Consider the following 26,114-nt stretch of genomic DNA (forward strand, 5'->3'; position numbering starts at 1 on the left):
TAAAAAGCTAAATATGAAAAATATATTAATAGTACTTGGAATTATTCTGGGTATCGCAGTTTTTGCTGCAGAATCCGGGCTTTTTAAAAAGAACAAGCCCAATGAAGTAGAGATAAAGAAAGAAAAACAAGAAATTATGGATAATAAAAACATCAGAGAGATTTATTTTGCCGGTGGATGCTTCTGGGGAACAGAGCATTTCTTTCAACAGATTCGTGGAGTTGTAGGAACAGAGGTTGGGTATGCAAACGGAAATACTCAAAATCCTACCTACGAGGAAGTGGTAAGTCATACAACAGGTTTTGCAGAGACTGTAAAAGTGAAGTATGATCCGGAGCAGGTAGATCTGAAACTATTGATTGATCTGTATTTTAAGACTATTGACCCTACAAGTATTGATAAGCAAGGCAATGACCGTGGAAACCAATATAGAACGGGAATTTATTTCACGGATAAAAACGATGAAACTGTGGTAAAAGGAGAAGTTCAGATGCTGGCTAAAAATTATAGTAATCCGTTAGTGGTAGAAACTGTTCCATTGAAAAATTTCTACAAGGCAGAAGATTATCATCAGGATTATTTAGATAAAAACCCTGGAGGTTACTGCCATATTGAACCAGGCCTTTTTGAAATGGCAAAGAAAGCAAACCCGCTTCCAAAGGCTACAACGTATCAAAAACAGGATAAAAAGGTTTTAAAGGAAAAGTTAAGTGCAGAACAATATAACGTAACTCAGGAAAACGGAACAGAAAGACCTTTCCAAAATGAATACTGGAACGAAACAAGAGAGGGAATTTATGTGGATATTACCACCGGTGAACCTTTATTTATATCAACCGATAAATTTGAATCAGGATGTGGATGGCCAAGCTTTTCAAAACCCATTACAAAAAGTATGATTGATGAAAAACTGGATCGTACCCATGGAATGACCAGAGTAGAAGTAAGAAGTAAAATTGGAGACGCTCACTTAGGACATGTCTTTACTGACGGACCTACAGATAAAGGAGGACTTCGCTACTGTATCAACAGTGCTTCTCTGAAGTTTATTCCAAAAGCTGAGATGGAGAAAAAAGGATACGGAAAATATCTTCCGTTGTTAGATAAAAAGTAATGTGAAAGGAAGGCTGCCATTGGGCAGCCTTTTATTTTTGAGTTAATAATGCAATTGAAATCTACCAATCTCTTTTCTTCAAAATCCAGTATGATCCAAATATGAAAACAGCAGACCAGATCAGACAGGCAATAAGGCTTTCTGTAGGGTAGTGGAATTCATACTTTACGCCCATCATTTTAGCCATATTTAATCTCATCATCGGATTAGGAATAAGGCTGGACATACTTTCCAATGGTAAAAGATGTGTTATAAAAAAATCATTCTGAAGAGCATCATTTCTTTGTGGACCCTGCATTCCTTTTACTTTTGAATATACTTCGAACGCTGTTAAAATTCCCTCACCAATCCAGAAAACAAAAAGAGCAAGAAATACAAAAATCGATTTTCTCAGTAAAATGGAAAGAAACATTAGAAAACAGAAGAATGTAAAGAGTTTAACCAGGTAATTTCCAATAAAGAAAACCTCTGCAAAAACCTTTGTGGATTCTGTTGTATTGGAGTATTGATATCCAAGAAATAAAGTAATTCCCAATACAACTATCGTGGAAACAATTGTGAAAATACTTATCGTCAGCAATTTTGAAATGATAAATTCCTGTCTGCTTAATCCATCAATCGTATTCTGCTTGAACATCCGGTTGCTGAATTCCTGCGAAATAGAGAAAACAATAATCAATCCCAGGAAAATTTTAAGTAAAGCAACAATCCATGTGGTGAAATTCCAGATTTCCGGGAAATTATAAATTCCTTGTTCTTTTAAGTTAATTGTTCCTCCGAAAAGGTCAAAATCTACCAATCCAATGAAAAGCAAGGCAATAAGAATGGCGAAATATAGTATCGTGAAAACCTTAAACGGTTTATAGTTCAGGTTTTTGTAGTATTCCAGTTTTAATAATTTTATCATGACTAATGGGTGTTTTTTACAAGTTCAAGGAATTGAGATTCAAGAGATAATTTTTTCTTGGTCAAATGAGAAAGATAGATCCCCCTTTCAGCCAGTTTCTGATTCATAGCCGACGCTGAAATTGAGGCATCATCACGAATCTGTGCTTTGATAAGATCACCTTCCTGATTGATGGATGAGAACCATTGAAGCTCATTTAAAGCATTTAAAAGCAACGTATTATTGTCTGCTTTTAACTCAAAATACCCATTGTTGGAAGTCATTTCATCCACTCTTCCACAGTAGATAGAATTTCCTTCTTTTAATACAATTACATGGCTGCATATTTTTTCAATTTCATCCAAAAGATGACTGGCAATGATAATGGTGATTCCCTGTTTGGCAATATCGCTGATGATTTCTCTGATCTGAATAATTCCTTCAGGGTCCAATCCATTGGTTGGTTCGTCTAATATCATCACTTCAGGATTGTTCAGCATAGCTGAAGCTATGGCCAAACGTTGTTTCATTCCTAAAGAAAAGGTTTTGAAAGGATCTTTTTTCCTTTCGTACAGCTTAACGATCTTCAGAACTTCATCAATTCTTGAATAAGGAGCATTTTTAATTTCTGCCACAATTTTCAGGTTCGTTTCCGCACTTAAATAAGGGTAGAAGTTGGGTTGTTCGATAATAGCTCCTATCTTTTTTAAAGTTTCAGAATCTGTACCTTTTTTACCAAACCAAAACCAGTCTCCGCTGGTAGGGTTGATGGTTGAAAGCAGCATCCCGAAAGTTGTGGATTTCCCGCTTCCATTCGGGCCCAAAAGCCCATATACATTTCCTTTTTCGACATCAAAAGAAATATTGTTGACTACAACTCTTTTAAACTTTTTTGTCAAATTTTTTACTGATAAAATCTTTTCCATGTAATTTGTTTTACATAGTAGTAGTCTATCTAAACTAGATATTGTTACAAAATTATCATAAATCAATATAAATTTAAATGTAAATACATTAAATTTGATTGAACTAATAGGGAATTATGAAGTTAATTGAACTCGCAGAAGAACTCAATGTTTCTGCAGAAGCCATAAAGCAGTTTATACAGGATTTCGACCTAGAATTGGTAGATTGCGTTAGTACAAACTTTGATGTAAAGGAAGATTTTGAAAAATTTGCTCGTGAAAACGTAGATTTTTTAAGATTATATGAAAAGGATCTGGACAAGAATAAAACCTTGGAACAGATTGCAGAAGTAATTAATCAGCCTAAAGACAAAGTGGAAAAAGCCATAAAGGATAATAATCCTAATATCTTCGACAATGGTTTTTTCAAATCTTCTATTTCAAGTTATGGTATCGATAACAAGATGGGAGGGAACTATAAGTTCGTATATGACTACTTTGGCCATAAGACCCGTTTACAGCAAAGAGATTTTATAGGATACAGAGACTTATTTTTCTATACTTCTGCAGTATTAGAACCATTTTTAAATCCCCAGCAGATCAAGGATTGGGGAATCAATAAACCCGCAGGAATTATTTTATATGGACCTCCGGGAAGTGGAAAGATTTTTTGGGCCAATAAAATTGCTGAGATCATAGGATATCAGTTTAAAGAAGTTAAAAAACACTATCTGGGAACTTCATTTATTGATGGAAATGAAATTAATTTTAGTGACTTTCTGCAAACCATGATGAAAGAGAATAAAATGTTGCTTTTCCTTGAGGATTTTGATGAAATTATGATGCAGAGAAAAGCAGAAAAAGATATTGCTTCTTGTAATCTTGAGGTTCAGGAATTGATTCTACATTATATTGGTAAGTTTGAAAAAGAAGGAGTATTAATGGTAGGTTCTGCCAATTCTGTTTCAGAAATTGATGAAGAAATTCTGGCGCCGGGAAGATTTGATGTGATGATTCCCATATTCCCGCCCAATGCTTCAGAACGTTCCGAGATTATATTATATGCAATGACGAGAGGACTTGAAGAAGATTCTTTACTTTACATGATTCTTAAAAATAATAAAGCAGATAAACTTCCTTTCTGGCATGATGTTTCTTCAAGAATGAAAGCTTTTAGCAACACCATGCTGATTGACTTTACCCAAAGTTTAAAAAAACGTATTAAAAACCTCTACCAAAGAACGCGAAATGAAAAGCTTAAAATTGACAAGAATCTTTTGAATGGAGCTTTAAGAGATGCCACAGCAAAACTTACTGAAGAATATCTGGATCAGGTAGCAAGATTTCTGGCTGATGCAATCATTAATAATTTGGAAGAATTTCATTTTAGAATTCAGGCTTTGAAGAGTGAATTGGAGACTTATAAGATCGTTGAGGAACCAAGGCGTGCCATTGGATTCCATCATAATGGAGAAAAAGACGAGTAGCTTTTAGAGTTTTAGGATAAGAGTGTTCTATTTTTAGACTCTGATCTACTGTGCACTATCCAATATTTTATACATTGTACAAAAATATTACTCATGATCAGTATCTGGGAATTGGAAACCTTTTACCGTAAAAGAGATGTCATTATCATTGGGGCCGGGTTTTCCGGGCTTTGGACTGCCATATCCATCAAAGAGAAATATCCTGAAAAGTCTGTATTGATTATAGAACGGAATTCAATTCCATTGGGAGCTTCAACGAGGAATGCCGGATTTGCCTGCTTTGGAAGCCTTACAGAAGTGATTGCAGATTCCCAAAATATGGGTTGGGAAAAAACACTGGATCTTGTTCAGATGAGGTTTGATGGACTTCAAAAGATCAGACAATATTTTAAAAGTGATGAAATAGATTTTGAATTTAGCGGCGGTTATGAGATATTAAATAATGACGAACCCTTATCACACCTGGATGAGGTGAATATTCAACTGAAATTTGTAACAGGACTCGAGCAGACCTATTCCTTGAAACAGAATAAAATAAAGGAATTTGGACTAGGAAAATCTCGGTTTTTACTTGAAAATCCTTGCGAGGGAAGCCTGCACTCAGGGAAGTTATTACAAAAGCTTACAGAGAAGTGTCATGAACTGAAGATTGAATTTTTATTGGGAACAGAAGTGAAAAATATTGAGGAAACCTCAGACGAGGTTGAAATTTATCTATCAGAAGATCTCTCTGTGAAAGCTGACGCGCTGATATATTGTACCAATGCTTTCAGTTCAAAATTTCTTGAAAACGAAAATATAATTCCTGCTCGCGGACAGATCCTATTAACAGAACCTATAGAAAATTTAAAACTAAAGGGAACTTTTCATTATGATGAGGGATTCTATTACTTTAGAAATTTAGGAAATCGAATACTACTTGGTGGCGGGCGAAATCAGGATTTTAAAACTGAAGAAACTACTGCCTTTGAAACTACAGAATTTCTCCAACGACATTTGGAAACCTTTTTGAGGGAAGTTGTTCTACCCAATCATGAATTCAAGATTGCCCTCCGATGGTCCGGAATTATGGCTATGGGTGCAGAAAAGACCCCTATCGTAAAACGGGTTTCTGAAAAACAGTTTTGTGCAGTGAGACTTTCAGGGATGGGAGTTGCTTTAGCTCCGAAGATTGGTGAGTTGGTCGCAGAAATGATATAAATACAACGTTGTGTACGCATGAAATATTTACCTTTTGAACGCATTACATATAGAACGAATTTATCTGAGCAGGAAGTGCTTACAAAACTTTCCAGCTTTGTTGAACCAAGAAAATTCGGTTTGGGAAGAAATCAAATAAAGGAATACGAGGGTTACATAGATAATTACAGTTTTGAAATCAGTAGAGTTATCAAATATAGAAATTCTTTTCTCCCTGAAATAAGTGGTAGACTCCAAAAAAACAATTTAAATTTAGGAACACAAATAGAAGTGACCATGAAGTTGAATTTGTTTGTACTCTTTTTTTTGTTAGTTTGGTGTTCATTTGCCCTATTTTTTTTCCTAGGAATATCTATGAAAAGTATAAGAGATAAAGAAATATCTGTAGAATTTTTTATTCCTCTATTGATGCTATTATTTATTTATGCTTTAACAATATTGAGTTTCAAAATGGAAAGTAAAAGGACAAAAGAGTATCTGAAAAAAAGCTTTCAAGCGGAAATAATAAAGGAATAGTCACTCATTAATTATTTTCCAACCAATCAAAAATATCCTTTACCAACTTTTCTTTATGAAAACTCCAAAATCCCCATTCCAAAACGTGGAACTTTTATCCCAAAATGCTCCACTCTAAAAGAATTCCTTATTTTTGTAAAAAAGAAAACCTCGTGATTAACAACGACCAGATAAAACAAGTTCAATCCAGGATTGAAGACCTGCACAGATACCTTCAGATTGAAAAAAAGAAGATAGAAATAGCCAACGATGATGAAAAAACAGCCGCTCCTGAGTTTTGGGATAATCCTAAGACTGCAGAAGCTTTTCTGAAACAGCTTCGATCCAAGAAAAAATGGGTGGAAGGGTATGATGAAATTCAGACACAGTTTGAAGACCTACAGGTTTTAGTTGACTTTGCCAAGGAAGATCCTGATTCTGAAAAAGAATTGGATGAGACTTTCCCACAGCTGGTTGAAAAAATAGAGGACCTTGAATTCAAGAATATGCTTTCCAATGAGGGTGACGAGCTTTCTGCTGTTCTTCAGATTACGGCAGGAGCAGGAGGTACAGAAAGTTGTGATTGGGCATCTATGCTGATGAGAATGTACACCATGTGGGCAGAAAAGCAGGGCTATAAGATCCGTGAACTGAATTTTCAGGAAGGTGAGGTAGCCGGAGTGAAAACCGTTACTCTTGAAATTGAAGGTGAATATGCCTTTGGATACCTGAAAGGAGAGAACGGGGTACACCGTTTGGTAAGAATTTCACCCTTTGACAGTAATGCTAAACGTCATACCAGCTTCGTTTCCGTGTATGTTTATCCGTTGGTGGATGATACCATTGAAATTAATATCAATCCTGCCGATATATCATTTGAAACAATGAGATCTTCCGGAGCAGGAGGACAGAACGTCAACAAGGTTGAAACCGCAGTACGTCTTCGTCACGCACCTACCGGAATTATCATTGAAAACTCAGAATCCCGTTCACAGCTTCAGAATAAAGAAAAGGCAATGCAGCTCCTTCGTTCCAGACTATATGAAATGGAACTGGAAGAACGTATGAGAGCCAGAAATGAAATTGAAGCCAATAAAATGAAGATCGAGTGGGGAAGCCAGATCAGAAATTATGTGATGCACCCTTACAAATTGGTAAAAGATGTACGTTCAGGTCATGAAACATCAGATGTGGATGCGGTGATGAACGGAAATATCACCTCTTTCCTTAAAGCTTTTCTAATGGCTGATGGTACGGCGGTTTCCGATGATGATATGGAGCTATAAAATATCATATGATTTTTAGTTAAAATCTTATAATTAATTTTTGTTTCAGACATTTTAGACTTATTTTTGTTGTTCATCGATATATATGGAAGATTTCAATAGCTGGAAGGATTTATTAAACCCGGAGTTTTATATTAAAATGGGAGGGTTTTGGCTTATTTTGTTCATTGTTTTTGCTGAAACAGGTCTTTTTGTAGGATTTTTTCTACCTGGGGACTCATTACTGTTCGTTTCAGGAATTTATGCCGTTGAAATCATCAAGGAGACTTTCGGCTCCACGGGGAGTGATTTCTTAGATACAACACTTTTAGCTTCCGGTGTAGCTATAGCTGCTATTATTGGAAATGAAGTAGGTTACTATTTTGGACGTAAAGCAGGTCCGGCTCTGTATAAGAGACCAGATTCAATGCTTTTTAAGAAAAAATATTTATATCAGGCTCATGATTTCTTTGAAAAACATGGAGCATTAGCTATTATTATGGCTAGATTTTTACCTGTGGTAAGAACCTTTACCCCGATTGTTGCAGGAATTGTAAAAATGGATAAGAAAGAATTCCTAAGGGATAATGTTATCGGAGCTATCTTGTGGTCATTTATTTTGATCTTTGCAGGGCATTACCTGGATAAATTATTCATGGAGCAATTTGGAATCAACTTAAAGGAGAAATTAGAGTATATCATCATTGTGATTGTATTGGTAACAACACTTCCGGTGATTATCAAATTTGTTTTTGGTAAAAAAGAAGACTTTTCAAAATATGAAAACAATGATTCCGACCCTGAATAGGAATCATAAAAATATAAAAAAATAACCTGCTTTTTAGTAGGTTATTTTTTTATCCATTCCAGAATATTCGGATAGATAATACTATCTCTTTTTGTTTTACTGAAAAACCTCGGAACATGGCCTGTTTTCTCCATAAAGATAAACTTATGGGGAACATTCATATGGGTGAGCGCAGAGTCCATTGCCTGCCCTTGATGATGGTTAACCAGAAAATCATTGTTCCCCTGAAATAATAGGGTAGGAACATGGGTGATGTTGGCAATAGGGCTGGCTTCCTTAAAGGCTTCAGAAATATTGTTACGATCAAACTTAGTACCCACTACTTTTTGAAAAGTAGGAGAAGTATATTTAGAATAAAATGAATTCAGATATTCCTGGCTGTAGAAATCTGTCGGTCCACTTAGAGAAATGATCTTTTTGATGTGATCAGGATGCTGATATCCATATAATAAAGCAAGATGCCCACCGGCACTTTCACCCAAAAGAATATAATTATTGGGTAGAAGTTCTGCTTTTTCAGCCAGAGAATTAAACTTTTCGATGGCCAGGCCAATATCCTCCAGTTGCTGCTTATAGGTAATATTTTTCTTCTTAGATACCAATCGGTAGTTCATATTGATACTGGGAATCTTATTTTCAAAAAGCATTTTCTGAATTTGGATCATATGTTCTTTTTTACCGAGCGTCCAGGCCCCACCATGTACAATCAAAACAACAGGAGCGTCTTGGACATAATCTTTTGGAAGGAAGACATCCATTTTTTGTTTTTTATGCTCTCCGTATTTTAAGTTATAGATTTTTTGCTGGCTATCCGTACCTACCCAAACCCTGAACTTTGTATTACAAGACTGCAACAGGAAGCTGATGCTTCCCATAGCGAAAAAATGATATCTGAGAATGAGCTTTTTCATAAATTAGAATCAAGAAATAGTAACTTTAAAAAGATTCTTTATATAGTGCGTCTGCATAATTAGACAAAGATTGATTGTATCTGGGTAAATGTAGGGAAATTGCTTTTAAGGTTAATGATAGTGCTTCTTTATATTCTCCTGCTGAGGAAAGGGAAAGTGCTAAAAAAGAATCTACCGCATCATTCAGTTCATCTGAGTAATTTGCTTTTTCTTCTCTTAAAATATGGATGCTTTCTTCTATTTTTCCATTATTCCTTAATGTACTTGCCAGTTGGATTCTTGCTCTCCTTCTTCGTAAGCCGGATAATCCCTGGGCCAATGCAGATCTGTATAAAGGTTCAGCCTCCTTTTCATGTCCGGTTGAGTCAAAAGTACACGCCATTTCAAAATCAGCAATAGCTTGTGAATCTGTAATTAATATGATATGGTCTTTGATTTGTTGAATAAATTCTTCATTGCTTATTGTTCCAAGCTTCTGCCAAATCCTCTGTAATTGGATTTCCCAGTTTTCATCCATGATATAATTTTAAACAAAGATATAAAATATTGAAAACGAAATATTGCTTTATAATTCTTGAAATAATTGTCGTGTTATGAATCATAAAATGGAATTAAATATTTATTTTTGCTGAACTTAACAAAGATTAAAAAAAAATTAAAATATGGCATCAGGCTTTTTTGCGATTTTAGATGATATTGCAGCATTGATGGATGATGTGGCAGTTACCAGTAAAATAGCTACACAGAAAACAGCAGGAATTTTAGGAGATGACCTGGCTGTAAATGCAGAAAAAGCCACCGGCTTTCTTTCTTCAAGGGAACTTCCTGTTTTGTGGGCAATCACAAAAGGCTCATTTATCAATAAGCTTATTATTCTTCCCATTGCTTTTCTGCTCAATTGGTTGTACAAACCAGCCATTGAGATGATTCTTATTTTGGGAGGATTATATCTAGCCTTTGAAGGGGTAGAGAAAATCATTGAATTCCTGTTTCATCGTTCCAAAAAAGGACATGAAGTAGTGCAGGAAGGTAATGAAAGTGAAGATTCGGAGGTTTCTGAAAAAACAAAAATAAACTCGGCAATCAGAACAGATTTTATTCTTTCTATTGAAATTGTAATTATTGCATTGGGAACGGTAATTCAGGAAAATCACCCACTTCTTACACAGATTCTTACCGTAACATTTGTTTCATTTATTGCTACAGTAGGGGTTTATGGAATCGTTGCCCTTATTGTGAGAATGGATGATGCAGGTTTTAAATTAATCAAAAAAAGCCACGACAAGGGATTTTTTTCCAAGTTGGGTCATTTGTTGGTAAAAGCATTGCCGATCATTATTAAGATTTTAGGAGTAGTAGGAACCATCGCTCTTATCTTGGTTTCAGGTGGTATTTTTGCCCATAATATTCATTATTTACACGAGTTATTACCAACATGGCCAGGTATGCTTAAAGAGTTTACATTCGGTATTGTAGGAGGTCTTGGTGCAGTTGCTTTGTTTACAATTGGTAAAGCAATATATTCTTTGGCTACAAAAAAATAAGATATATTTTAAATAATAAGAGAATCCTGTACTTGAAATAATAGTACAGGATTTTTTATTTAAAGTCACTGATTACAGTATCAATTTTCTTTTATTATTTTTCTACCCTAATGCTTTTAATGGAATTGTAGTACAGATTGATACAATAAAAAAGAGACCCTAAGGCCTCTTTATATTAATTGAATAAATCTTTTACTTTATCAAAAAAAGTTTTTTCCTTTCCGGATGGTTCTGCAACCATTTCTCCGCTGGACATCTGCTTTTCAAAGAAGTCTTTTTGCTCCTTGTTAAGCTTCTGTGGAGTCCAGACATTGATGTGAATAAACATGTCTCCTTTTCCATAACTGTCGATGCTTGGAAGTCCTTTTCCTGCAAGTCTTAAGATTTTTCCAGATTGTGTTCCCGGATCAACAGTAATTTTCACTTTTCCGCCAACGGTAGGAATCTCTTTTTTAGTTCCTAAAGCAGCTTCAGCAAATGAAATATAGAGTTCCTGGTGAAGATTATCTCCCTCTCTCTTGATCGTTTGATCTACTTCCTCTTCAATGATCACCAATAAGTCACCCGGAGTTCCGCCAAATGGAGCATCATTTCCTTTTCCTCTTACATTAAGCTGGATTCCGTCTCTTGCTCCGGCAGGAATATTAATTGTAATTTCCTCTTCATCTTTCACAAGACCTTGTGCATTAGCTCCTGTAGGAATTTTATCTGCAACTTTCCCAATTCCCTGGCAAGTACCACAAGTGGTTTGGGTTTGCATTTGACCGAACATGGTATTCATTACTTTAAGCTGAACACCAGACCCGTTACAGGTAGGACAGGTTTTTGAAGTAGCACCTTCTGCCATCTTCATTTTTTTAACCTTAATGGTTTTGTGGGTTCCGTTTACCATTTCCTCAAGGTTCAGCTTGATTCGGATTCTTAAATTAGAACCTCTTACCTGCTGGCGACCACCGCCACCGCCGCCGAATCCTCCGAAACCACCACCGAAAATATCTCCAAACTGACTGAAAATATCCTCCATGTTCATTCCGCCTCCGAAGCCTCCGCCTCCGAAACCTCCATTTCCTCCCATTCCGGCATGTCCGAACTGGTCATATCTGGCACGTTTCTGATCGTCGCTTAGTACTTCGTAAGCTTCAGCAGCTTCTTTGAATTTTTCTTCAGCCTCCTTATCTCCTGGATTTTTATCCGGGTGAAATTTGATGGCCATTTTTCGGTATGCTTTTTTTATTTCGTCGGCCGATGCAGATTTGCTGATCTCAAGAACCTCGTAATAATCTCTTTTTGACATGACTTTCTATTCTATAATTGATGATTGATAAATGATAAAAGATATTTAAAATTTAGTAATAAAAGTATAGCGGTCTATCCATTATCACTCATCATTTATCATTAATAATATTAGTTTCCTGTTACTACTTTTGCAAAACGGATTACTTTATCACTTAAAGTATATCCTGTTTCAATAACATCTACGATTTTTCCTTTCAGATCTTCCGATGGAGCAGGAATTTGAGTGATAGCTTCATGGAAATCTACATTGAAACTGTCTCCAGCTCTCACTTCCATTGGTTTTAAACCTTTTTCGGTAAGTTTATTTTTGAATTTTTGATAGATCAATTCTACACCCTGCAGATCAGCTGGATTTCCGTTTTTAGCAATTTCCTTTAATGCTCTTTCGAAGTCATCCAAAACGCCTAACATAGAAACCATCATTTCCTGATTAGCATATTGGAAGAACTCCATTTTTTCCTTAGATGTTCTTTTTTTATAGTTTTCGAATTCAGCATACAATCTGATGTAACGGTCTTTCTCTTCTGCCAAAAGTTCCTCTGCAGAAGGAGTCGCTGTCACATTGTCCTGAGACGCTGTGTCATTCTGAACATTGTTATCTTCCTGATTATTGATGCTTTCTTCGTTAATATCCTGATTTTCCATAATTCAATATTTATTTACTCAATTGTTTGACAAAGACTCTGCCAAAGGAGAAAACAAGACATTAAGGCAGAAAAGTACCACTCATACAACCCGTAAATGATGATGAATTGTCAATGAGATACTAGATTTAGACAGTTATGCTTTTGGCTGTTATTCCCCTGCGAATGTCTGATACAATAAATAGAGATTTAAAACAATAATAATAATGGAAATGATCCATACACAAACCTTAAGAAACGGCTTGTTGACAAATTCTCCCATTTTAGCCTTATCATTGGTAAACATAACCAGCGGAACAACAGCAAAGCTGAGCTGCATAGATAGAATAACCTGGCTTAAAACCAACAATTCAGTTGTTCCCTGTTCCCCATAAAGAATAGCTACAATCAAGGCAGGAATAACTGCAATAAGCCTTGTGATCAATCTTCGTAACCAAGGTTTTAATCTGATATTCAAAAAGCCTTCCATAACGATTTGCCCTGCAAGGGTTCCGGTAAGCGTCGAGTTTTGTCCAGATGCCAATAAGGCAATAGCAAACGCAATACTTGCCATGGAAGCTCCCAAAATAGGAGTCAACATTTTATAAGCGTCATGAATATCCGCAACATGCTCATTTCCTGTAGTGTGGAAAGTAGCTGCAGCAAGGATTAAAATGGCTGCATTGATAAAAAAAGCCAGCATCAAAGAAACTGTACTATCTAATGTTGCGAACTTTATTGCTTCTTTTTTTCCTTCCCTGTCACGGTTATAATCCCTTGTCTGTACAATACTGCTGTGCAGATATAAATTGTGAGGCATCACGGTGGCACCTAAAATCCCAATGGCAATATAAAGCATTGCTGGATTCTGAATAATTTCTTTTTGTGGAACCAATCCACCCAAAATTTCATTAAAGGCTGGCTGAGAGATAACAATTTCATAGATAAAACAGGCGAGAATAATAAAAATAAGTCCTCCTACAATACTTTCTATCCATCGGAATCCTTTTGCCTGAAGTAAAAGAATAATTAAAACATCTACAGTAGTAATCACAATTCCCCAGGTCAGCGGAATATGGAATAGTAAATTCAAGGCAATGGCTGAACCAATGACCTCTGCGAGATCACAGGCGGCAATGGCTATTTCACAAAATACCCAAAGAATAAAATTGGTGGTAGGACTGAAGTGATCTCTACAAGCCTGTGCTAGATCTCTTTCTGTGACAACTCCTAATTTAACGGATAGGTGTTGTAACACCATCGCGAAAATGTTGGAAATAAGAATCACCGAAAGCAATGTGTAGCCAAACTGCGCTCCTCCTGCAATATCCGTTGCCCAGTTTCCGGGGTCCATATATCCTACTGCAATCATAAGTCCGGGTCCTGCAAAAGCAAGATATTTCCTCCAAAAACCAGCCTTTTTAGGAACTTTGATGGAAGAATAAACTTCTGATAAAGAGTGAGATGTTTTATCTTTACGCCAAGCGCTTTTTAAATTGAAACTCATAAATGTTAGAAATGACTAACAAATTTAATTAAATAAATGTAAACACAAAAATTAGGGGATGAAAAAATCCCGGAAATAACTTTCCGGGACTTAATTTTTATTGATTCTAAAGATTATTTTGCAAATCTTACAGACATTTTTCTATCAGCAGCTCTTTCTGCATCAGAAGCTTTTGCATCTACTGTAGCAAACTTGCTTCCGTAACCTTCAGCTCCAAGAACCTGGTCTCCAACTCCTGCTTTTCCTAAAGCGGCTTTGATATAATCAGCTCTTGCCTGAGATAATTTTACATTAGAAGCTTCATTTCCTGTTTTATCAGTATAGCCTCCGATTTTGATTTTTGAATCAGGGAAAGCTTTAAGGATAGCTACTAAGTTATCCAATTGTCCTTGTGATCCTGTCTCTAATTCTGTAGAACTTCCTATTTTGAAGTTAACATGGTCAAAGTCATACCACTTGTCTTTCAATGCTGAATCATCAGCAGCACTCTTGTATCCGCCAGATTTCAGGAATCCAATCATTTGGTCTTCCATTCCTCCTTTGTAACCTTTCAACATTACACCGTTTAGGTCAATGTTTTCATCAGTTTTAGCTGCTGGTGTTGCAGGGGTAGCCGGTGTAGTTGCAGAAGCTGTATCTGCAGGTGTTCCTGTAGAATCTGTGGAAGAAGCCATCGTAGTGGTGGTCTGTTTTTTCTCACACTGCTTCCATAGGAAATACCCAGCTGCAATTAATAATAAAAGCGGAAGCAACCATTTCCAGATTGAGCCTCCGCCTTGATTATTATTGTTATTATTAAATTGCTCTCTTATTTCTCTAGCGCCCTCGTTAACATTTTCTCTAGCTGTAGCAACACCCTCAGCAAGGTTGTCTTTAGCAGTAGATGTTACTGAAGAAACTGTTTCTTTAGCCTGGCCAAACCAATTTTCAGCTCCTAATCCAAAGGAAGCCAAAGAAAGGCCTGCTGGCAATAAAGAAGAAATAATGCCTTTCTGATCATTCAGTAAGCTGGAAATACCCGAAGCACCCAAGTTATTGTCTGCTGCGTATTTTCCAACAGTGCCTACTGTAGCCCCGGTAACCAAGTTTAGCAAAGAACCTGCAGAATTGTTGCTGATTCCTGAAAAACTGGCAATGGAATTTACTAACCCGCCAATCTTATCTCCGAAAAGTGAAGATAATAAAGTAGTAATAATAGGGTTACTAGACGATCCGCCTAATAGATTTCCTAAAATTCCACTAGAAGAGGCTTTTGTAATAGCATCCACAACACCCGGGTTGTCTGCGTTATTGGCTAATCCACCTACTACGGCAGGTAATAAGCCACCAATTGCTTTAGAAATACCAGATTCGCTTTCTCCAAACTGTGAAGCAGCTTGTGAAACCAAAGCGGGACCTAATTGCCCTTTAATTAAATCAATGACATTTAAAGACATAATAAATTTTTTTAGATTAATGTTGTGATAAATTTAAACAAAAATCTGTCCAGATGTCATTTTTTTTTGAGTATTTCTTTAAAAATTAACGTTTTTTTTAAAAATTGTTAAAATTATTAATACGCTTTTGCGAATAATACACGTCTCTTAGATGGTTTTCCAGAAATTAGAGAGATCCCTTCTTCTACATCATCATCTAAAGGAATACATCTAATGGTAGCCTTGGTTTCATCTTTAATTTGTTCTTCTTCTTCAGCAGTACCATCCCAATGAGCGTAAATGAAACCTCCTTTTTCTTCTAAAACCTTTTTGAAATCTTCATAAGTATCAACTTTTGTTAGGTTATCCTGTCTGAAGTCCAGGGCTTTGTTGTAAAGATCTTCCTGAATAGTCTTTAATAGCTCTTCAATATAAGTATCCAGTCCGTCTATAGAACGAACTTCCTTGGTAAGATTGTCTCTTCTTGCAATTTCAACAGATTTGTTTTCCAGATCTCTTGGACCCATTGCGATTCTTACTGGTACACCTTTCAATTCGTACTCAGCGAATTTCCATCCTGGTTTGTTTTGGGTATCGTTATCGAATTTCACAGAAATACCTTTAGCCTTTAACTTAGCTTGGATATCTAAAGCAACTTCGCTAATCTGTGCCAATTGTTCTTCTCCCTTAAAGATTGGAACAATTACTACCTGAATAGGGGCCAAAGTTGGAGGTAATACCAATCCAAAGTCATCAGAGTGCGTCATGATTAGAGCGCCCATAAGACGGGTTGAAGTTCCCCATGATGTTGCCCATGCATGTTCTATCTTTCCCTCTTTGTTGGTGAATTTTACGTCAAATGCTTTAGCAAAATTCTGTCCTAAAAAGTGAGAAGTTCCAGCTTGAAGTGCTTTTCCATCCTGCATCAATGCTTCGATACAGTACGTTTCGTCTGCTCCTGCAAATCTTTCGGATGGCGTTTTCAATCCCTGGATAACAGGCATTGCCATAAAGTTTTCTGCAAAATCAGCATATACTTTGTTCATTTTTTCAGCTTCTTCTACTGCTTCGTCTTTTGTGGCGTGAGCGGTATGCCCTTCCTGCCATAAGAATTCTGCAGTTCTAAGGAATAAACGGGTTCTCATTTCCCAACGTACAACGTTTGCCCATTGGTTAATAAGTATTGGTAAATCTCTGTAAGACTGGATCCAGTTTTTGTAGGTATTCCAGATAATTGCTTCTGAAGTAGGACGAACGATCAATTCTTCTTCCAGTTTTGCATCTGGATCTACAATAAGTTTTGAAGGGTTGTTAGGATCTGTTTTTAATCTGTAGTGAGTTACTACAGCACATTCTTTTGCAAAACCTTCTGCATTCTTTTCTTCAGCCTCAAATAAGCTCTTGGGCACAAAAAGCGGGAAGTATGCGTTCACGTGACCTGTCTCCTTGAATTTTCTATCCATTTCATCACGCATTTTTTCCCAGATTGCATAGCCATACGGTTTGATTACCATACATCCACGCACTCCTGAGTTTTCAGCTAAATCAGCTTTTACAACCAGCTCATTATACCATTTGCTGTAATCTTCGCTTCTTGAGGTTAATTTTGCCATTATCTTTTAAAATTTTTTTAACTTTTGCACATTATTGTTATCTAAAAATAAAAATCTATTTTTGATAGATTTTTTAATCAGTATTGGTACATTTTTGGTACTGATTGCAAATATAATTTAAATTAAAAATTTTTACGTTATCATGAAAAGAAATATACATAAAAATTTGCTTGGTCTGCTAAAATCCAAAGGGATCTTGGCAATATCAGGTGGATTATTGCTTATGTCTTGTGGTGCTCAGATGGGAGGGTATAGCGAGACGGATGGGGTATATTATGACCCTAATAAGGATACGCTGCCAGAAGGAGTTATCATTAATGGTAGCGAAAATAGAGTAGGCGAATATTATGACTACTATCAGGATTCTAACGTGATTCAAAATGCACAGACGAATTCAAGAGAACAACAGAATAAATATAACGAATGGAGTGGTACCAATGCCAATTGGACCTCCAATGCTACAGACTCTGATTGGGGAATGTATGCAGGTTCCCAAACTAATTACTATGATAATTCATGGGGTTGGGGATCTCCTTGGGGCTGGTATGGAGGCTATAGTCCATATTGGGGCTTTAATCGCGGCTGGGGCTGGGGTGGAAGCATGTCCTGGGGTTGGGGCGGATCATTCGGTTGGGGCTGGGGAGGCTCTATCGGATGGGGAAGTCCATACTGGGGCTACGGATATTCTCCTTACTGGGGTGGATACTATGATCCATTCTGGGGCGGATATTATGGTAACTCATGGGGTTACGGAGGAGGTTATTGGGGTGGTAATTACTACAACAGACCTTACAAAAGAAGTGGTGCCAGCGGATATGGATTCCAGAATTCTGGTATAAACAATGCTGTGTACAGAACCAATACGGCTTCTGGTTTTAGAAATAGCAATAATGGCTTCAGAAATAGCAACAGTGGGTTTAGAAATACAAACGACGGCTTTAGAAATGGAAACTCTGGTGGTTTCAGACAACAGGGGAATTCAGGAGGCTTTAGAAATGGAAATTCCGGTGGATTCAGAAATTCAAACTCTGGAGGATTCCGTAATTCAACACCTCAGGCAAGACCTAACTATAACTATCAACCACAATCTCAGCCAAGATATAACAATAGTGGAGGCTTCAGATCTGGTGATTCCGGAGGCTTTAGATCTAGTGGAGGTTTCAACTCTGGTGGCGGAGGCGGCTTTAGAGGTGGCTCTTCAGGCGGCGGAGGCGGCATGAGATCCGGAGGTAGTGGTGGCTTCAGATAATTTTCAACTTCATAAACTATTAAATAAATAATGTTAAAAAAATCTTTAGTATTAATGAGTATTTCTGCTGCATTTTTTGCGCAGGCTCAAGATATATCAGTGATTAGAAACTCTGTTGAGATTTATTCAAATTCCCCTAATATTGGTTCATCCAAGTTTAATGCAATGGCAGGATCCAATGGAGCGTTAGGAGGAGATGCAAGTTCACTTTTGACTAACCCCGCTGGTTTAGGGGTAGCCATTTCCGGAGATGTTTCGGGAACATTATCGATAAACAGTAATAAAAATACAAGTTCATTAGCAGGATCTTCTGTAAAATATACCGTTAATAAGACAGATCTTGGAAATGCTGGTGGGATCGTAGCAATTCCGCTTATGTCAAAAACGGGATGGAAGTTTATTAATATTGGTGTTAATTACTCCAATCAGTCTATTGAAAACTATGTAGAATCTCCAGGAAACGGAAATATAATTATTCCTAAAAAGCTTGTAGATCAAAATGGCAATGATGTTAATGGGAATTTATCATATCTGGGACATAATTATGACCGATATGGTAACCAGTCTAAAATGAACATTGGGGTGGGTGCAAACTATGAAAATCGTTTGTATCTGGGAGCAGGATTAAATTTCCACTATGCGAGCATTGATCAAAGTGAAACGGCCAGATTCGGATTGGATTTAGATAATTCTGTAGATAGCTTTACTAAACAATATACGCCTAATTCTGAACGCTCCAACGGTTTTTCTGCGAGTGTCGGGGTTATAGGTAAGCTAAGTAATGAGTTCCGACTTGGGGCTTCCATAGAAACTCCAACATGGTGGACTATTGACAGAGCATTTAGTGAGTATTATACAGGGGAAGACGGATCCATCTATTACAAAAACTTTGGAGAAGACAGAACATTTACGTCTCCAATGAAGGCTACAGTGAGTGCCGCTTTTGTTCCTAGTAAGAACTTCTCTTTAAACGTAGATTATACATTAGGTTTAACTAAACCAAAATATAAAGTACAAGGTGATGCAGAAAGTGAACTGAATTCTTTCTTCAGTGACAAGTATAAGAATCTTTCTGAGGTAAGAGTAGGGGCAGAATATAGAATTAAAAGCTTCAGACTAAGAGGTGGATATTCCTATGCTTCAAGTCCTTTTGATGCATTCACAATTAGTGCTTATTCTAATGCGGGAGCTGCAACAAATACCAATTATAGCGATCTGATTCTGGGTTCAAGAAATACGATTGGTGCTGGTATCGGGTATGACTTTGGACAGTTTTATCTAGATGCTGCTTATCAAAATATCAGTTCTAATTATAAGAATCCTTTTCTACAGAGCAATGCTGATTATGGAACAGGATATTACTCTGGTAACTTTGATGTTTCACCAACTTCTTCTGCAGTATCGGAAGTTAAGAATAACAGAAGTAACTTCTTCCTTACATTTGGTTGGAAATTTTAATTTTCATACCACTTGAAGAATAGTAAAAATTAAAAGCTCCGAATTGAAAAATTCGGAGCTTTTTTATGAGTAAAAATAAGTTTAATGATGATGAACAGGGCTAGGGTGATGATGGAAAATATGCATAAGCAATGCCAGGGAAACTCCTAAAACCACAAGCCCTATTTTAAGCCAGTCAATATTATGATTTTTGTTGCTCTCAAAAATGATCACTGATGAAATGTGAAGGAAAATACCCCCTACAATCGCCAGAAAATAAGGCTGAAGATCCGGATTGAAATAATTCCCCAATAACATTCCCATAGGTGAAGCCAATGCAAAAAGGGCAACAATTAAGAGGGATGGGTAAGATGATGAACTTTTTGACTCACCTTTTCTATTAAATAAAAATGCCCCCAAAATAAAGGAAATAGGAAGATTATGGAATACAATTCCCAGAAGGTAAGGAGATAACTCATGTTCTTCATTGGCTAGAGGAATACCCTCAATAAATGCATGAATGAAAAGCCCTACCATTAATGCCATAGGAAGGATATTATGTTCACCATGATGATGAAAATGACCATGCTCAAAACCTTTGGTCAGAGCTTCCAGAATCATTTGCAAAAGAACTCCTGCAATGACAAATATCCCAAGATTACTGCTTTCTGTGGAAGTGTATACCTGAGGAAAAACCTCATTCAAACAAATGGTAATCAGGAATCCGGCACTTAATATCAGTAGATTTTTGGCCAGTTTCTCTTTTTTTCCAAAATGTTTTCCAAGAAATACTCCTGTAATTACACTTAAAATCAGTAAAAGTACTGTTATCATTATTTTTTCTTAAATAAATTGATGCAACGTGGGGAACTTTCTTTATTAAATTCATTGAGCTGATAATCTCCCCAGATTTTTATTCTTTCAAAGCCACATTCTGAAGCATAGGCATGTATGGCTTCCAATGTATGAAGCTTTACTTTTTCAAAAAAATGAAAAGGCTTGCCATCTGTTTCAAAACGAATGTCCTTGATAATATGCCTGCCCTCAATTTTCTTAAGAATCTTAAAATCTATATCACCGCGGGTAACTAAGGTTTCAGGAACCATGGTATTTCTTACATATTCCTCATTCAGATAATCCAAAACAAAATATCCTCCCGGTTTCAAAGCGTTGTAAACCGACTGAAAAACTTTTTTATCGTCATTTTCATTATCAAAATATCCGAAACTTGTAAACAAATTGAAAACAGCATCCATAGGATCCGCATCAATGGGATTTCGCATATCATGAACCTCAAAAATTAAAGTTTGATTTTCATATTGTTTATCAGACTCAATGCTTTGTCTTGAAAGATCCAATCCTAAAACGTCATAGCCCAATTTATTAAGGAAAACAGAGTGTCTTCCTTTACCACAGGCAAGATCTATAATCTTGGATTGAGGCGGAAGCTGTAGGTCCGCAGTAAGTTTTGTAATGAAGTTTTCGGCTTCAGTATAGTCTCTGTTGCTATAAAGCAAATGATAATAAGGGGTATCAAACCAAGATTCAAACCATTCCATAATGCAAAAATAACTAAATTTGTGCGGTTAAAAGCAAAGTATTTTACAACATTAAGAGATTGAAAAATTCAATTGGTCAATAAGTTGGATAGCTAATCTTTTAATTATTAATCCTTTAAATCTTTTAATTAATTACTTATGGATATAGAAAATCTACAAATACAGATAAAAACATTCTTCGGACTAGAGCAGATTCTGGCGGAAGAAATCAAAAAATTGGGTGGTAGAAATGTTGAAATCAAAAATAGAGCGGTAAACTGCGAAGGAGATTTGGGCTTTCTTTATAAGATCAATTATTCGGCAAGAACAGCATTAAAAATTTTAGTGCCGATTCATCAGTTTAAGGCTTTTAATCAACATCAGTTCTATGACAGATTGTTCAAGTTTGAATGGGATGAATTTATGGATGTAGATCAGTCTTTCTCTATTGACGCTACGGTAAATTCTGAAACATTTAAGCATTCTCAGTTTGTAACTTTGAAAATGAAAGACGCCATCGTAGATTATTTTCAGGAAAAACACAGAAGACGTCCCAATGTAGAAACCAAAAACCCGGATATTAAATTCCACCTTCACATTGACAGGGAGCTGGTCATGATTTCTATGGATTCTTCAGGAGATGCATTGTTTAAAAGAGGATACAGAAAAGAACAGGGTGAGGCACCGATTAATGAAGTTCTTGCAAGTGGAATGCTTCAGCTTGCCGGATGGGACGGAAAAGGTAACTTCCTGGATCCGATGTGTGGTTCCGGTACATTGTTGATTGAAGCAGCAATGATTGCAATGGATCTTCCGGCTCAAATCTTCAGAAAAAGATTTGGATTCCAGAACTGGAAAAACTATGATGCAGATTTGTTCTCAAAAATTAAAGAGTTCAGAATTAATAGAGTGAGACAGTTTGATGGAAAGATCGTTGGATATGATATTGATTCAAGAATGCTGAATGCTGCGAGAATGAATGTAGAAGCTGCAGAAATGGAAGATGTTATCGAGATCACAAAGCAAGATTTCTTTGAATCTAAAAAAGAACTTTTCCCTTTATTGATGGTATTTAATCCTCCGTATGATGAGAGAATTTCCATTAATGATGATGATTTCTATAAAAAGATAGGAGACACCTTTAAAACGCACTACCCAAATACTCTTGCTTGGTTAATTTCATCGGACCTTGAAGCGGTGAAGAAGATTGGATTGCGTCCTTCTAGAAAAATAAAGCTTTTCAACGGAAAATTGGAAACAAGATTCTTACAGTATGAAATGTATGAAGGAACGAAGAAAGTGCATAAATTAGAAGATAAGTCTTAATTAATATTAGTTATGCCCTGGAATTTTTTTGATGGATTGGAAATGATGGCAGATGTATTCTCTGCTACAGGAACTCATCCTATTAAAGATTCCAAAGCTCGTACCCGTAAGAAAGGTAAAGAAAAAGATAAATATTTTACAGAGAAAGTCAGCGCAGGATTTATTCTTGCGTCTGTCATTCTCTTTGTAATTGCTTTTAAAGATCCATTACCAGTGGAAAATTATATACAGACTTTAGTTGTAATCTCATTAATTGGTTTTGCAATTTCATGTGTGTTGTTTTTTGTTCTGAATTTGATGGAGCTTTATTACTTTAAAAATGTTTTCAAGCTTCTTCTTTTTAGCTGTTCTGTAATTGCATTTTTTATTGCCTTGGTAATGTGTGTTTATTTTCAATCAGGAGTTTTTATATAAACTTATAAAAGTTAATTTCTCCGAATAACCTGTTAAACTGTTTGCGGTTTCTTCTGCGAATAAGTAATTTTGAAAAATTTTCAATTTGAAACCTACGATTTCTATTATTGTTGCTATTTACAACCGAAAGGATGAACTTTTCGAGTTACTGACCTCATTGACCCAGCAGACCGATAAAGAGTTTGAAATCATTATTGTGGATGACGGTTCTCTGATAGACTTGAAACCTACAATAAAGAACTTTGAGGAAAGCCTGGATATTAAATATTTCAGAAAGGATAATTCCGGACCTGGGCTTACGAGAAATTATGGGGCGAAAAGAGCAGCCAATGAATGGTTGGTATTTGTAGACAGTGATGTAATTGTAGAGAAAGACTATATAGAGCATATTAAAAATGATATACTGACCATTCCATGTGATGCATTTGGAGGTGCAGATAAGGCTCATAAAGGCTTTAATCTGATGCAAAAGGCCATTTCATACTCTATGACTTCTGTATTTACGACAGGAGGAATCAGAGGGAATAAAAAAGCGGTTTCGAAATTTCAGCCAAGAAGTTTTAATATGGGAGTGAAAAAAGCTGTTTTTGAGAAAGTAGGCGGCTTTTCTGAGATGAGAATAGGAGAGGATCCTGATTTGTCTATGACCCTTTGGGAAAATGGGTTTACCACTGCTTTTTTTGATGATATTGCTGTATATCATAAGCGTAGGGTGGATTTTGGGAAATTCTCCAAGCAAGTCTTTCAGTTTGGCTGTGCCCGACCGATTCTTAATCAGAGACATCCTAATTATGTGAAGATCTCTTTTGCGTTTCCTACCTTATTTATGTTGGGGTACATTATGGGCTTTTTTGAATATTTCTTTTTAGGAAGAGGAATTATTCTTACATTTTATGGGTTGTATACCTTTTTGGTATTATTTCATGCCCTGCTATTGACTAAAAATATAAGTATTGCCGGTATGGCAGTAATTTCCACCTATATTCAGATGCTTTCCTATGGCTATGGTTTCCTTAAGTCATGGGTTCTTTTAAATGTTTTCAAAATGAAGCCTGAAGAAGCATTTCCGCATCATTATCATAAAAAATAATACATTGATTAAGTTTGTATTACTTGTGAAAATATTGGTGTTTACCTATAAAAAATAAAGAAGGCTGTTTCAATTAAGACAGCCTTCTTTTTACAATAAATTTAGGATATAGAAATGTTTTCATGGTTAAGAACACCTGCTTTCAGCATACATTCTTTCATTTTATGATAGGTTCTTTTAATATCGTGATCTAAACCGATAGAGAATCTGATTAATCCGTCAGAAATACCGATTGATGCACGTTCTTCTTCAGGAATTTCAGAAGAGGTAGATTTTCCTGAGCAGGAGAATAGGGTTTTATAAAAACCAAGACTTACTGCCAGATAACCCAAGTTGGCTTCCTGCATCATTTCCATCAGTTCATTGGCCTTTTCCGTAGTTCCTGCATCCAGTGTCAATAATCCTCCAAATCCGTATTCCTCATCAATCATACTTTTCATTAATTCATGATTTTTATGGGATGGTAATCCTGGATAAGAGACTTTTAAGCCATCTTTTTCAAATCTTTCGGCAAGGTATAAGGCATTATGGCTGTGTTGCTTTATTCTGATATGAAGGGTTCTCAGGTTTTTCAGGATACTTGAAGCTCTTAAGCTATCCATGGTAGGTCCAAGAAGCATACAAGCTCCGGAATTTACATTTTTTGTATCATCAATAAATGCCTGTGTTCCACAATATACCCCACCAACGGTATCGCTGCTTCCATTGATGAACTTTGTCAGACTATGGATAACGATGTCTGCTCCAAATAGTTGCGGAGAAATGGAAAGGGGGGAGAATGTATTGTCTACAATCAGTTTTAAGTTGTGTTTTTTACAAATCTCAGAAAGTTTTCTAAGGTCTGCAACTTCAAGCAAGGGATTACTTACACTTTCGCAGTAGATTACTTTTGTATTGGAGGTTATAGCGTTTTCTATGGAATCAAAATTATTGATATCCACAAAAGAAGTTGCTACATTAAACTGGGGTAAAAAGTTTTTAAGAAAAGCATAGGTTCCCCCATAAATGGTTCTGCTGGAAATGATATGGTCTCCACTTTTGCATACCTGCATTAAAACGGAAGTGATGGCTCCCATTCCTGATGCTGTAACGTTGGCAGACTCTGTATTTTCCATTTTTGCCAGAGCTTGTGCCAGGTAAAGATTCATTGGGGATGAATGTCTTGAATATAAATAACATCCTTCTGCATTGCCCTCAAAGGTATCAAACATAGTCTTTGCGGAAAGGAAAGTATAGGTGGAACTGTCTGAAATAGATGGGTTTACTCCTCCAAACTCACCAAAATACTGAAGATCCTGAATCTCGTTGGCTGCGTTAAAGTTTTCCATAAGCGTTGTTTTTATTTTATGGGCCTAATTTGGGTTATTTTCCTAATTATTACAACATAAAATTGAATTTATAGAATATAAAACTGAAAAATATTGATTATTTAGAAAATATAATGGGTATATTCGGGGATATTAAATTTTCACCAAAAAATTATCTATGGAACTTGACGAAACGGATAAAAAACTGCTGCTGTTTTTGCAGGAAGACTGTAAGCAAACCACCAAAGAGCTTTCCGGTAAGCTTGGATTATCGGTTACAGCTATTTATGAACGAATAAAGAAACTGGAAAATGCCGGTGTTATTTCAAAATATGTTGCCTTGCTGGATAAGAACAAGGTTAAGCGAAACTTTATCGTTTTATGCCATGTAAAATTAACACAGCACAAGAAAGAATTTGTACTGCAGTTTGAAAAAGAGGTGATGAATCTTCAGGAAGTCACAGAGTGCTTTCATGTGAGTGGAGATTATGACTATATCCTTAAAATAGGAGTGAGGGATATTGAAGACTATCGAAATTTTATGCTGACAAAGCTTACGACGCTTCAACACATCGCAAGCACGCACAGCTCATTTATGATTTCTGAAGTAAAGAATACCACAGCAATTGTATTGTAAGAGCATAAAAACTAGGAATGACGCATCCATTATCAGTGTCATTCATT

General features: G+C 36.3%; 25 protein-coding genes. 13 read left to right on the forward strand and 12 right to left on the reverse strand.

Annotation, left to right across the window (positions count from 1 at the left end; translation table 11 throughout):
* The first annotated feature begins 13 nt into the window (after positions 1-13).
* Positions 14-1,114, forward strand: a complete 1,101-nt coding sequence (gene msrB / locus SCA31_RS02600; RefSeq protein WP_410695289.1) for a peptide-methionine (R)-S-oxide reductase MsrB — start codon at positions 14-16, stop codon at positions 1,112-1,114.
* A 61-nt stretch (positions 1,115-1,175) separates the two neighbouring features.
* Here the strand turns inward: msrB and SCA31_RS02605 are convergent, their stop codons facing one another.
* Positions 1,176-2,021 (reverse strand): ABC transporter permease, encoded by an 846-nt coding sequence (locus tag SCA31_RS02605; protein ID WP_410695290.1) that lies wholly within the window; start codon positions 2,019-2,021, stop codon positions 1,176-1,178.
* Between the two features lie 2 nt (positions 2,022-2,023).
* Positions 2,024-2,926, reverse strand: coding sequence for an ABC transporter ATP-binding protein (locus tag SCA31_RS02610; protein WP_410695291.1), 903 nt, complete (start codon positions 2,924-2,926; stop codon positions 2,024-2,026).
* Between the two features lie 116 nt (positions 2,927-3,042).
* Here SCA31_RS02610 and SCA31_RS02615 point away from each other — a divergent pair, with 116 nt between their 5' ends.
* The 5 genes from SCA31_RS02615 (at position 3,043) to SCA31_RS02635 (ending at position 8,160) form a co-directional block, all read left to right on the forward strand.
* Positions 3,043-4,392, forward strand: coding sequence for an ATP-binding protein (locus SCA31_RS02615; RefSeq protein WP_410695292.1), 1,350 nt, complete (start codon positions 3,043-3,045; stop codon positions 4,390-4,392).
* A 93-nt stretch (positions 4,393-4,485) separates the two neighbouring features.
* Positions 4,486-5,592 carry an NAD(P)/FAD-dependent oxidoreductase gene (locus tag SCA31_RS02620; RefSeq protein WP_410695293.1) on the forward strand — a complete coding sequence of 369 codons (1,107 nt, stop codon included), beginning with the start codon at positions 4,486-4,488 and terminating at the stop codon, positions 5,590-5,592.
* Between the two features lie 18 nt (positions 5,593-5,610).
* Positions 5,611-6,108 (forward strand): hypothetical protein, encoded by a 498-nt coding sequence (locus tag SCA31_RS02625; RefSeq protein WP_410695294.1) that lies wholly within the window; start codon positions 5,611-5,613, stop codon positions 6,106-6,108.
* A 152-nt stretch (positions 6,109-6,260) separates the two neighbouring features.
* Entirely contained in the window at positions 6,261-7,373 is a 1,113-nt protein-coding gene (prfB, locus tag SCA31_RS02630; protein WP_410695295.1) for a peptide chain release factor 2, read from the forward strand.
* Positions 7,374-7,458: 85 nt separating this feature from the next.
* Complete coding sequence (locus tag SCA31_RS02635) at positions 7,459-8,160, forward strand: DedA family protein (protein WP_410695296.1); 702 nt, start codon at positions 7,459-7,461, stop codon at positions 8,158-8,160.
* 41 nt (positions 8,161-8,201) lie between these two features.
* On the opposite strand, the gene SCA31_RS02640 is transcribed toward SCA31_RS02635, so the two are convergent.
* Complete coding sequence (locus SCA31_RS02640; RefSeq protein ID WP_410695297.1) at positions 8,202-9,071, reverse strand: alpha/beta hydrolase; 870 nt, start codon at positions 9,069-9,071, stop codon at positions 8,202-8,204.
* A gap of 25 nt (positions 9,072-9,096) precedes the next feature.
* Positions 9,097-9,588: a tetratricopeptide repeat protein gene (locus SCA31_RS02645; protein ID WP_410695298.1), complete on the reverse strand. Its 492-nt coding sequence runs from the start codon at positions 9,586-9,588 to the stop codon at positions 9,097-9,099.
* A gap of 145 nt (positions 9,589-9,733) precedes the next feature.
* Here SCA31_RS02645 and SCA31_RS02650 point away from each other — a divergent pair, with 145 nt between their 5' ends.
* Positions 9,734-10,615 (forward strand): DUF808 domain-containing protein, encoded by an 882-nt coding sequence (locus SCA31_RS02650; RefSeq protein ID WP_410695299.1) that lies wholly within the window; start codon positions 9,734-9,736, stop codon positions 10,613-10,615.
* Between the two features lie 175 nt (positions 10,616-10,790).
* Here SCA31_RS02650 and dnaJ read toward each other — a convergent pair whose 3' ends face one another.
* From dnaJ to proS, 5 genes are all read right to left on the reverse strand, one after another.
* Entirely contained in the window at positions 10,791-11,909 is a 1,119-nt protein-coding gene (dnaJ, locus tag SCA31_RS02655) for a molecular chaperone DnaJ (protein WP_106916500.1), read from the reverse strand.
* A gap of 110 nt (positions 11,910-12,019) precedes the next feature.
* Complete coding sequence (locus SCA31_RS02660; RefSeq protein WP_410695603.1) at positions 12,020-12,559, reverse strand: nucleotide exchange factor GrpE; 540 nt, start codon at positions 12,557-12,559, stop codon at positions 12,020-12,022.
* A gap of 147 nt (positions 12,560-12,706) precedes the next feature.
* The gene (locus SCA31_RS02665) at positions 12,707-14,041 is read right to left on the reverse strand and encodes an Nramp family divalent metal transporter (RefSeq protein ID WP_410695301.1); all 1,335 of its coding nucleotides are present in this window, start codon (positions 14,039-14,041) and stop codon (positions 12,707-12,709) included.
* A 113-nt stretch (positions 14,042-14,154) separates the two neighbouring features.
* On the reverse strand, positions 14,155-15,477 hold the full coding sequence (locus SCA31_RS02670) for a DUF937 domain-containing protein (protein WP_410695303.1): 1,323 nt from the start codon (positions 15,475-15,477) through the stop codon (positions 14,155-14,157).
* Between the two features lie 116 nt (positions 15,478-15,593).
* Positions 15,594-17,069 (reverse strand): proline--tRNA ligase, encoded by a 1,476-nt coding sequence (gene proS / locus SCA31_RS02675; protein WP_410695305.1) that lies wholly within the window; start codon positions 17,067-17,069, stop codon positions 15,594-15,596.
* 142 nt (positions 17,070-17,211) lie between these two features.
* On the opposite strand from proS, the gene SCA31_RS02680 reads away from it, so the two are divergent.
* Positions 17,212-18,318 carry a prolyl-tRNA synthetase gene (locus tag SCA31_RS02680; protein WP_410695307.1) on the forward strand — a complete coding sequence of 369 codons (1,107 nt, stop codon included), beginning with the start codon at positions 17,212-17,214 and terminating at the stop codon, positions 18,316-18,318.
* A 54-nt stretch (positions 18,319-18,372) separates the two neighbouring features.
* Complete coding sequence (locus tag SCA31_RS02685; RefSeq protein ID WP_410695309.1) at positions 18,373-19,776, forward strand: OmpP1/FadL family transporter; 1,404 nt, start codon at positions 18,373-18,375, stop codon at positions 19,774-19,776.
* A gap of 81 nt (positions 19,777-19,857) precedes the next feature.
* On the opposite strand, the gene SCA31_RS02690 is transcribed toward SCA31_RS02685, so the two are convergent.
* Positions 19,858-20,586, reverse strand: coding sequence for a ZIP family metal transporter (locus SCA31_RS02690; protein WP_109620646.1), 729 nt, complete (start codon positions 20,584-20,586; stop codon positions 19,858-19,860).
* A 2-nt stretch (positions 20,587-20,588) separates the two neighbouring features.
* Complete coding sequence (locus SCA31_RS02695) at positions 20,589-21,314, reverse strand: class I SAM-dependent DNA methyltransferase (protein WP_410695310.1); 726 nt, start codon at positions 21,312-21,314, stop codon at positions 20,589-20,591.
* Between the two features lie 138 nt (positions 21,315-21,452).
* Between SCA31_RS02695 and SCA31_RS02700 the strand changes: the two genes are divergently transcribed.
* The 3 genes from SCA31_RS02700 (at position 21,453) to SCA31_RS02710 (ending at position 24,123) form a co-directional block, all read left to right on the forward strand.
* Positions 21,453-22,619 carry a class I SAM-dependent RNA methyltransferase gene (locus SCA31_RS02700; RefSeq protein WP_410695312.1) on the forward strand — a complete coding sequence of 389 codons (1,167 nt, stop codon included), beginning with the start codon at positions 21,453-21,455 and terminating at the stop codon, positions 22,617-22,619.
* Between the two features lie 12 nt (positions 22,620-22,631).
* Complete coding sequence (locus SCA31_RS02705; protein WP_410695313.1) at positions 22,632-23,033, forward strand: branched-chain amino acid ABC transporter substrate-binding protein; 402 nt, start codon at positions 22,632-22,634, stop codon at positions 23,031-23,033.
* Between the two features lie 85 nt (positions 23,034-23,118).
* The gene (locus tag SCA31_RS02710) at positions 23,119-24,123 is read left to right on the forward strand and encodes a glycosyltransferase (RefSeq protein WP_109620150.1); all 1,005 of its coding nucleotides are present in this window, start codon (positions 23,119-23,121) and stop codon (positions 24,121-24,123) included.
* 101 nt (positions 24,124-24,224) lie between these two features.
* Here the strand turns inward: SCA31_RS02710 and SCA31_RS02715 are convergent, their stop codons facing one another.
* Positions 24,225-25,451 carry an aminotransferase class I/II-fold pyridoxal phosphate-dependent enzyme gene (locus tag SCA31_RS02715; protein WP_410695314.1) on the reverse strand — a complete coding sequence of 409 codons (1,227 nt, stop codon included), beginning with the start codon at positions 25,449-25,451 and terminating at the stop codon, positions 24,225-24,227.
* 157 nt (positions 25,452-25,608) lie between these two features.
* Here SCA31_RS02715 and SCA31_RS02720 point away from each other — a divergent pair, with 157 nt between their 5' ends.
* Complete coding sequence (locus tag SCA31_RS02720; protein ID WP_109620148.1) at positions 25,609-26,067, forward strand: Lrp/AsnC family transcriptional regulator; 459 nt, start codon at positions 25,609-25,611, stop codon at positions 26,065-26,067.
* Positions 26,068-26,114: the final 47 nt, after the last annotated feature.

Source organism: Chryseobacterium sp. SIMBA_028, assembly GCF_046535285.1.
Lineage (GTDB): Bacteria > Bacteroidota > Bacteroidia > Flavobacteriales > Weeksellaceae > Chryseobacterium.

What these genes read in the sequence shown, in the direction of transcription:
- dnaJ (WP_106916500.1), bottom strand. Translation starts at nt 11,909, where the DNA reads ATGTCAAAAAGAGATTATTACGAGGTTCTTGAGATCAGCAAATCTGCA.
- SCA31_RS02645 (WP_410695298.1), bottom strand. Translation starts at nt 9,588, where the DNA reads ATGGATGAAAACTGGGAAATCCAATTACAGAGGATTTGGCAGAAGCTT.
- SCA31_RS02610 (WP_410695291.1), bottom strand. Translation starts at nt 2,926, where the DNA reads ATGGAAAAGATTTTATCAGTAAAAAATTTGACAAAAAAGTTTAAAAGA.
- SCA31_RS02685 (WP_410695309.1), top strand. Translation starts at nt 18,373, where the DNA reads ATGAGTATTTCTGCTGCATTTTTTGCGCAGGCTCAAGATATATCAGTG.
- SCA31_RS02635 (WP_410695296.1), top strand. Translation starts at nt 7,459, where the DNA reads ATGGAAGATTTCAATAGCTGGAAGGATTTATTAAACCCGGAGTTTTAT.
- SCA31_RS02695 (WP_410695310.1), bottom strand. Translation starts at nt 21,314, where the DNA reads ATGGAATGGTTTGAATCTTGGTTTGATACCCCTTATTATCATTTGCTT.
- SCA31_RS02700 (WP_410695312.1), top strand. Translation starts at nt 21,453, where the DNA reads ATGGATATAGAAAATCTACAAATACAGATAAAAACATTCTTCGGACTA.
- SCA31_RS02720 (WP_109620148.1), top strand. Translation starts at nt 25,609, where the DNA reads ATGGAACTTGACGAAACGGATAAAAAACTGCTGCTGTTTTTGCAGGAA.
- SCA31_RS02625 (WP_410695294.1), top strand. Translation starts at nt 5,611, where the DNA reads ATGAAATATTTACCTTTTGAACGCATTACATATAGAACGAATTTATCT.
- SCA31_RS02615 (WP_410695292.1), top strand. Translation starts at nt 3,043, where the DNA reads ATGAAGTTAATTGAACTCGCAGAAGAACTCAATGTTTCTGCAGAAGCC.
- SCA31_RS02605 (WP_410695290.1), bottom strand. Translation starts at nt 2,021, where the DNA reads ATGATAAAATTATTAAAACTGGAATACTACAAAAACCTGAACTATAAA.
- SCA31_RS02705 (WP_410695313.1), top strand. Translation starts at nt 22,632, where the DNA reads ATGCCCTGGAATTTTTTTGATGGATTGGAAATGATGGCAGATGTATTC.
- msrB (WP_410695289.1), top strand. Translation starts at nt 14, where the DNA reads ATGAAAAATATATTAATAGTACTTGGAATTATTCTGGGTATCGCAGTT.
- proS (WP_410695305.1), bottom strand. Translation starts at nt 17,069, where the DNA reads ATGGCAAAATTAACCTCAAGAAGCGAAGATTACAGCAAATGGTATAAT.
- SCA31_RS02680 (WP_410695307.1), top strand. Translation starts at nt 17,212, where the DNA reads ATGAAAAGAAATATACATAAAAATTTGCTTGGTCTGCTAAAATCCAAA.
- SCA31_RS02715 (WP_410695314.1), bottom strand. Translation starts at nt 25,451, where the DNA reads ATGGAAAACTTTAACGCAGCCAACGAGATTCAGGATCTTCAGTATTTT.
- SCA31_RS02620 (WP_410695293.1), top strand. Translation starts at nt 4,486, where the DNA reads ATGATCAGTATCTGGGAATTGGAAACCTTTTACCGTAAAAGAGATGTC.
- SCA31_RS02670 (WP_410695303.1), bottom strand. Translation starts at nt 15,477, where the DNA reads ATGTCTTTAAATGTCATTGATTTAATTAAAGGGCAATTAGGTCCCGCT.
- SCA31_RS02650 (WP_410695299.1), top strand. Translation starts at nt 9,734, where the DNA reads ATGGCATCAGGCTTTTTTGCGATTTTAGATGATATTGCAGCATTGATG.
- SCA31_RS02665 (WP_410695301.1), bottom strand. Translation starts at nt 14,041, where the DNA reads ATGAGTTTCAATTTAAAAAGCGCTTGGCGTAAAGATAAAACATCTCAC.
- SCA31_RS02640 (WP_410695297.1), bottom strand. Translation starts at nt 9,071, where the DNA reads ATGAAAAAGCTCATTCTCAGATATCATTTTTTCGCTATGGGAAGCATC.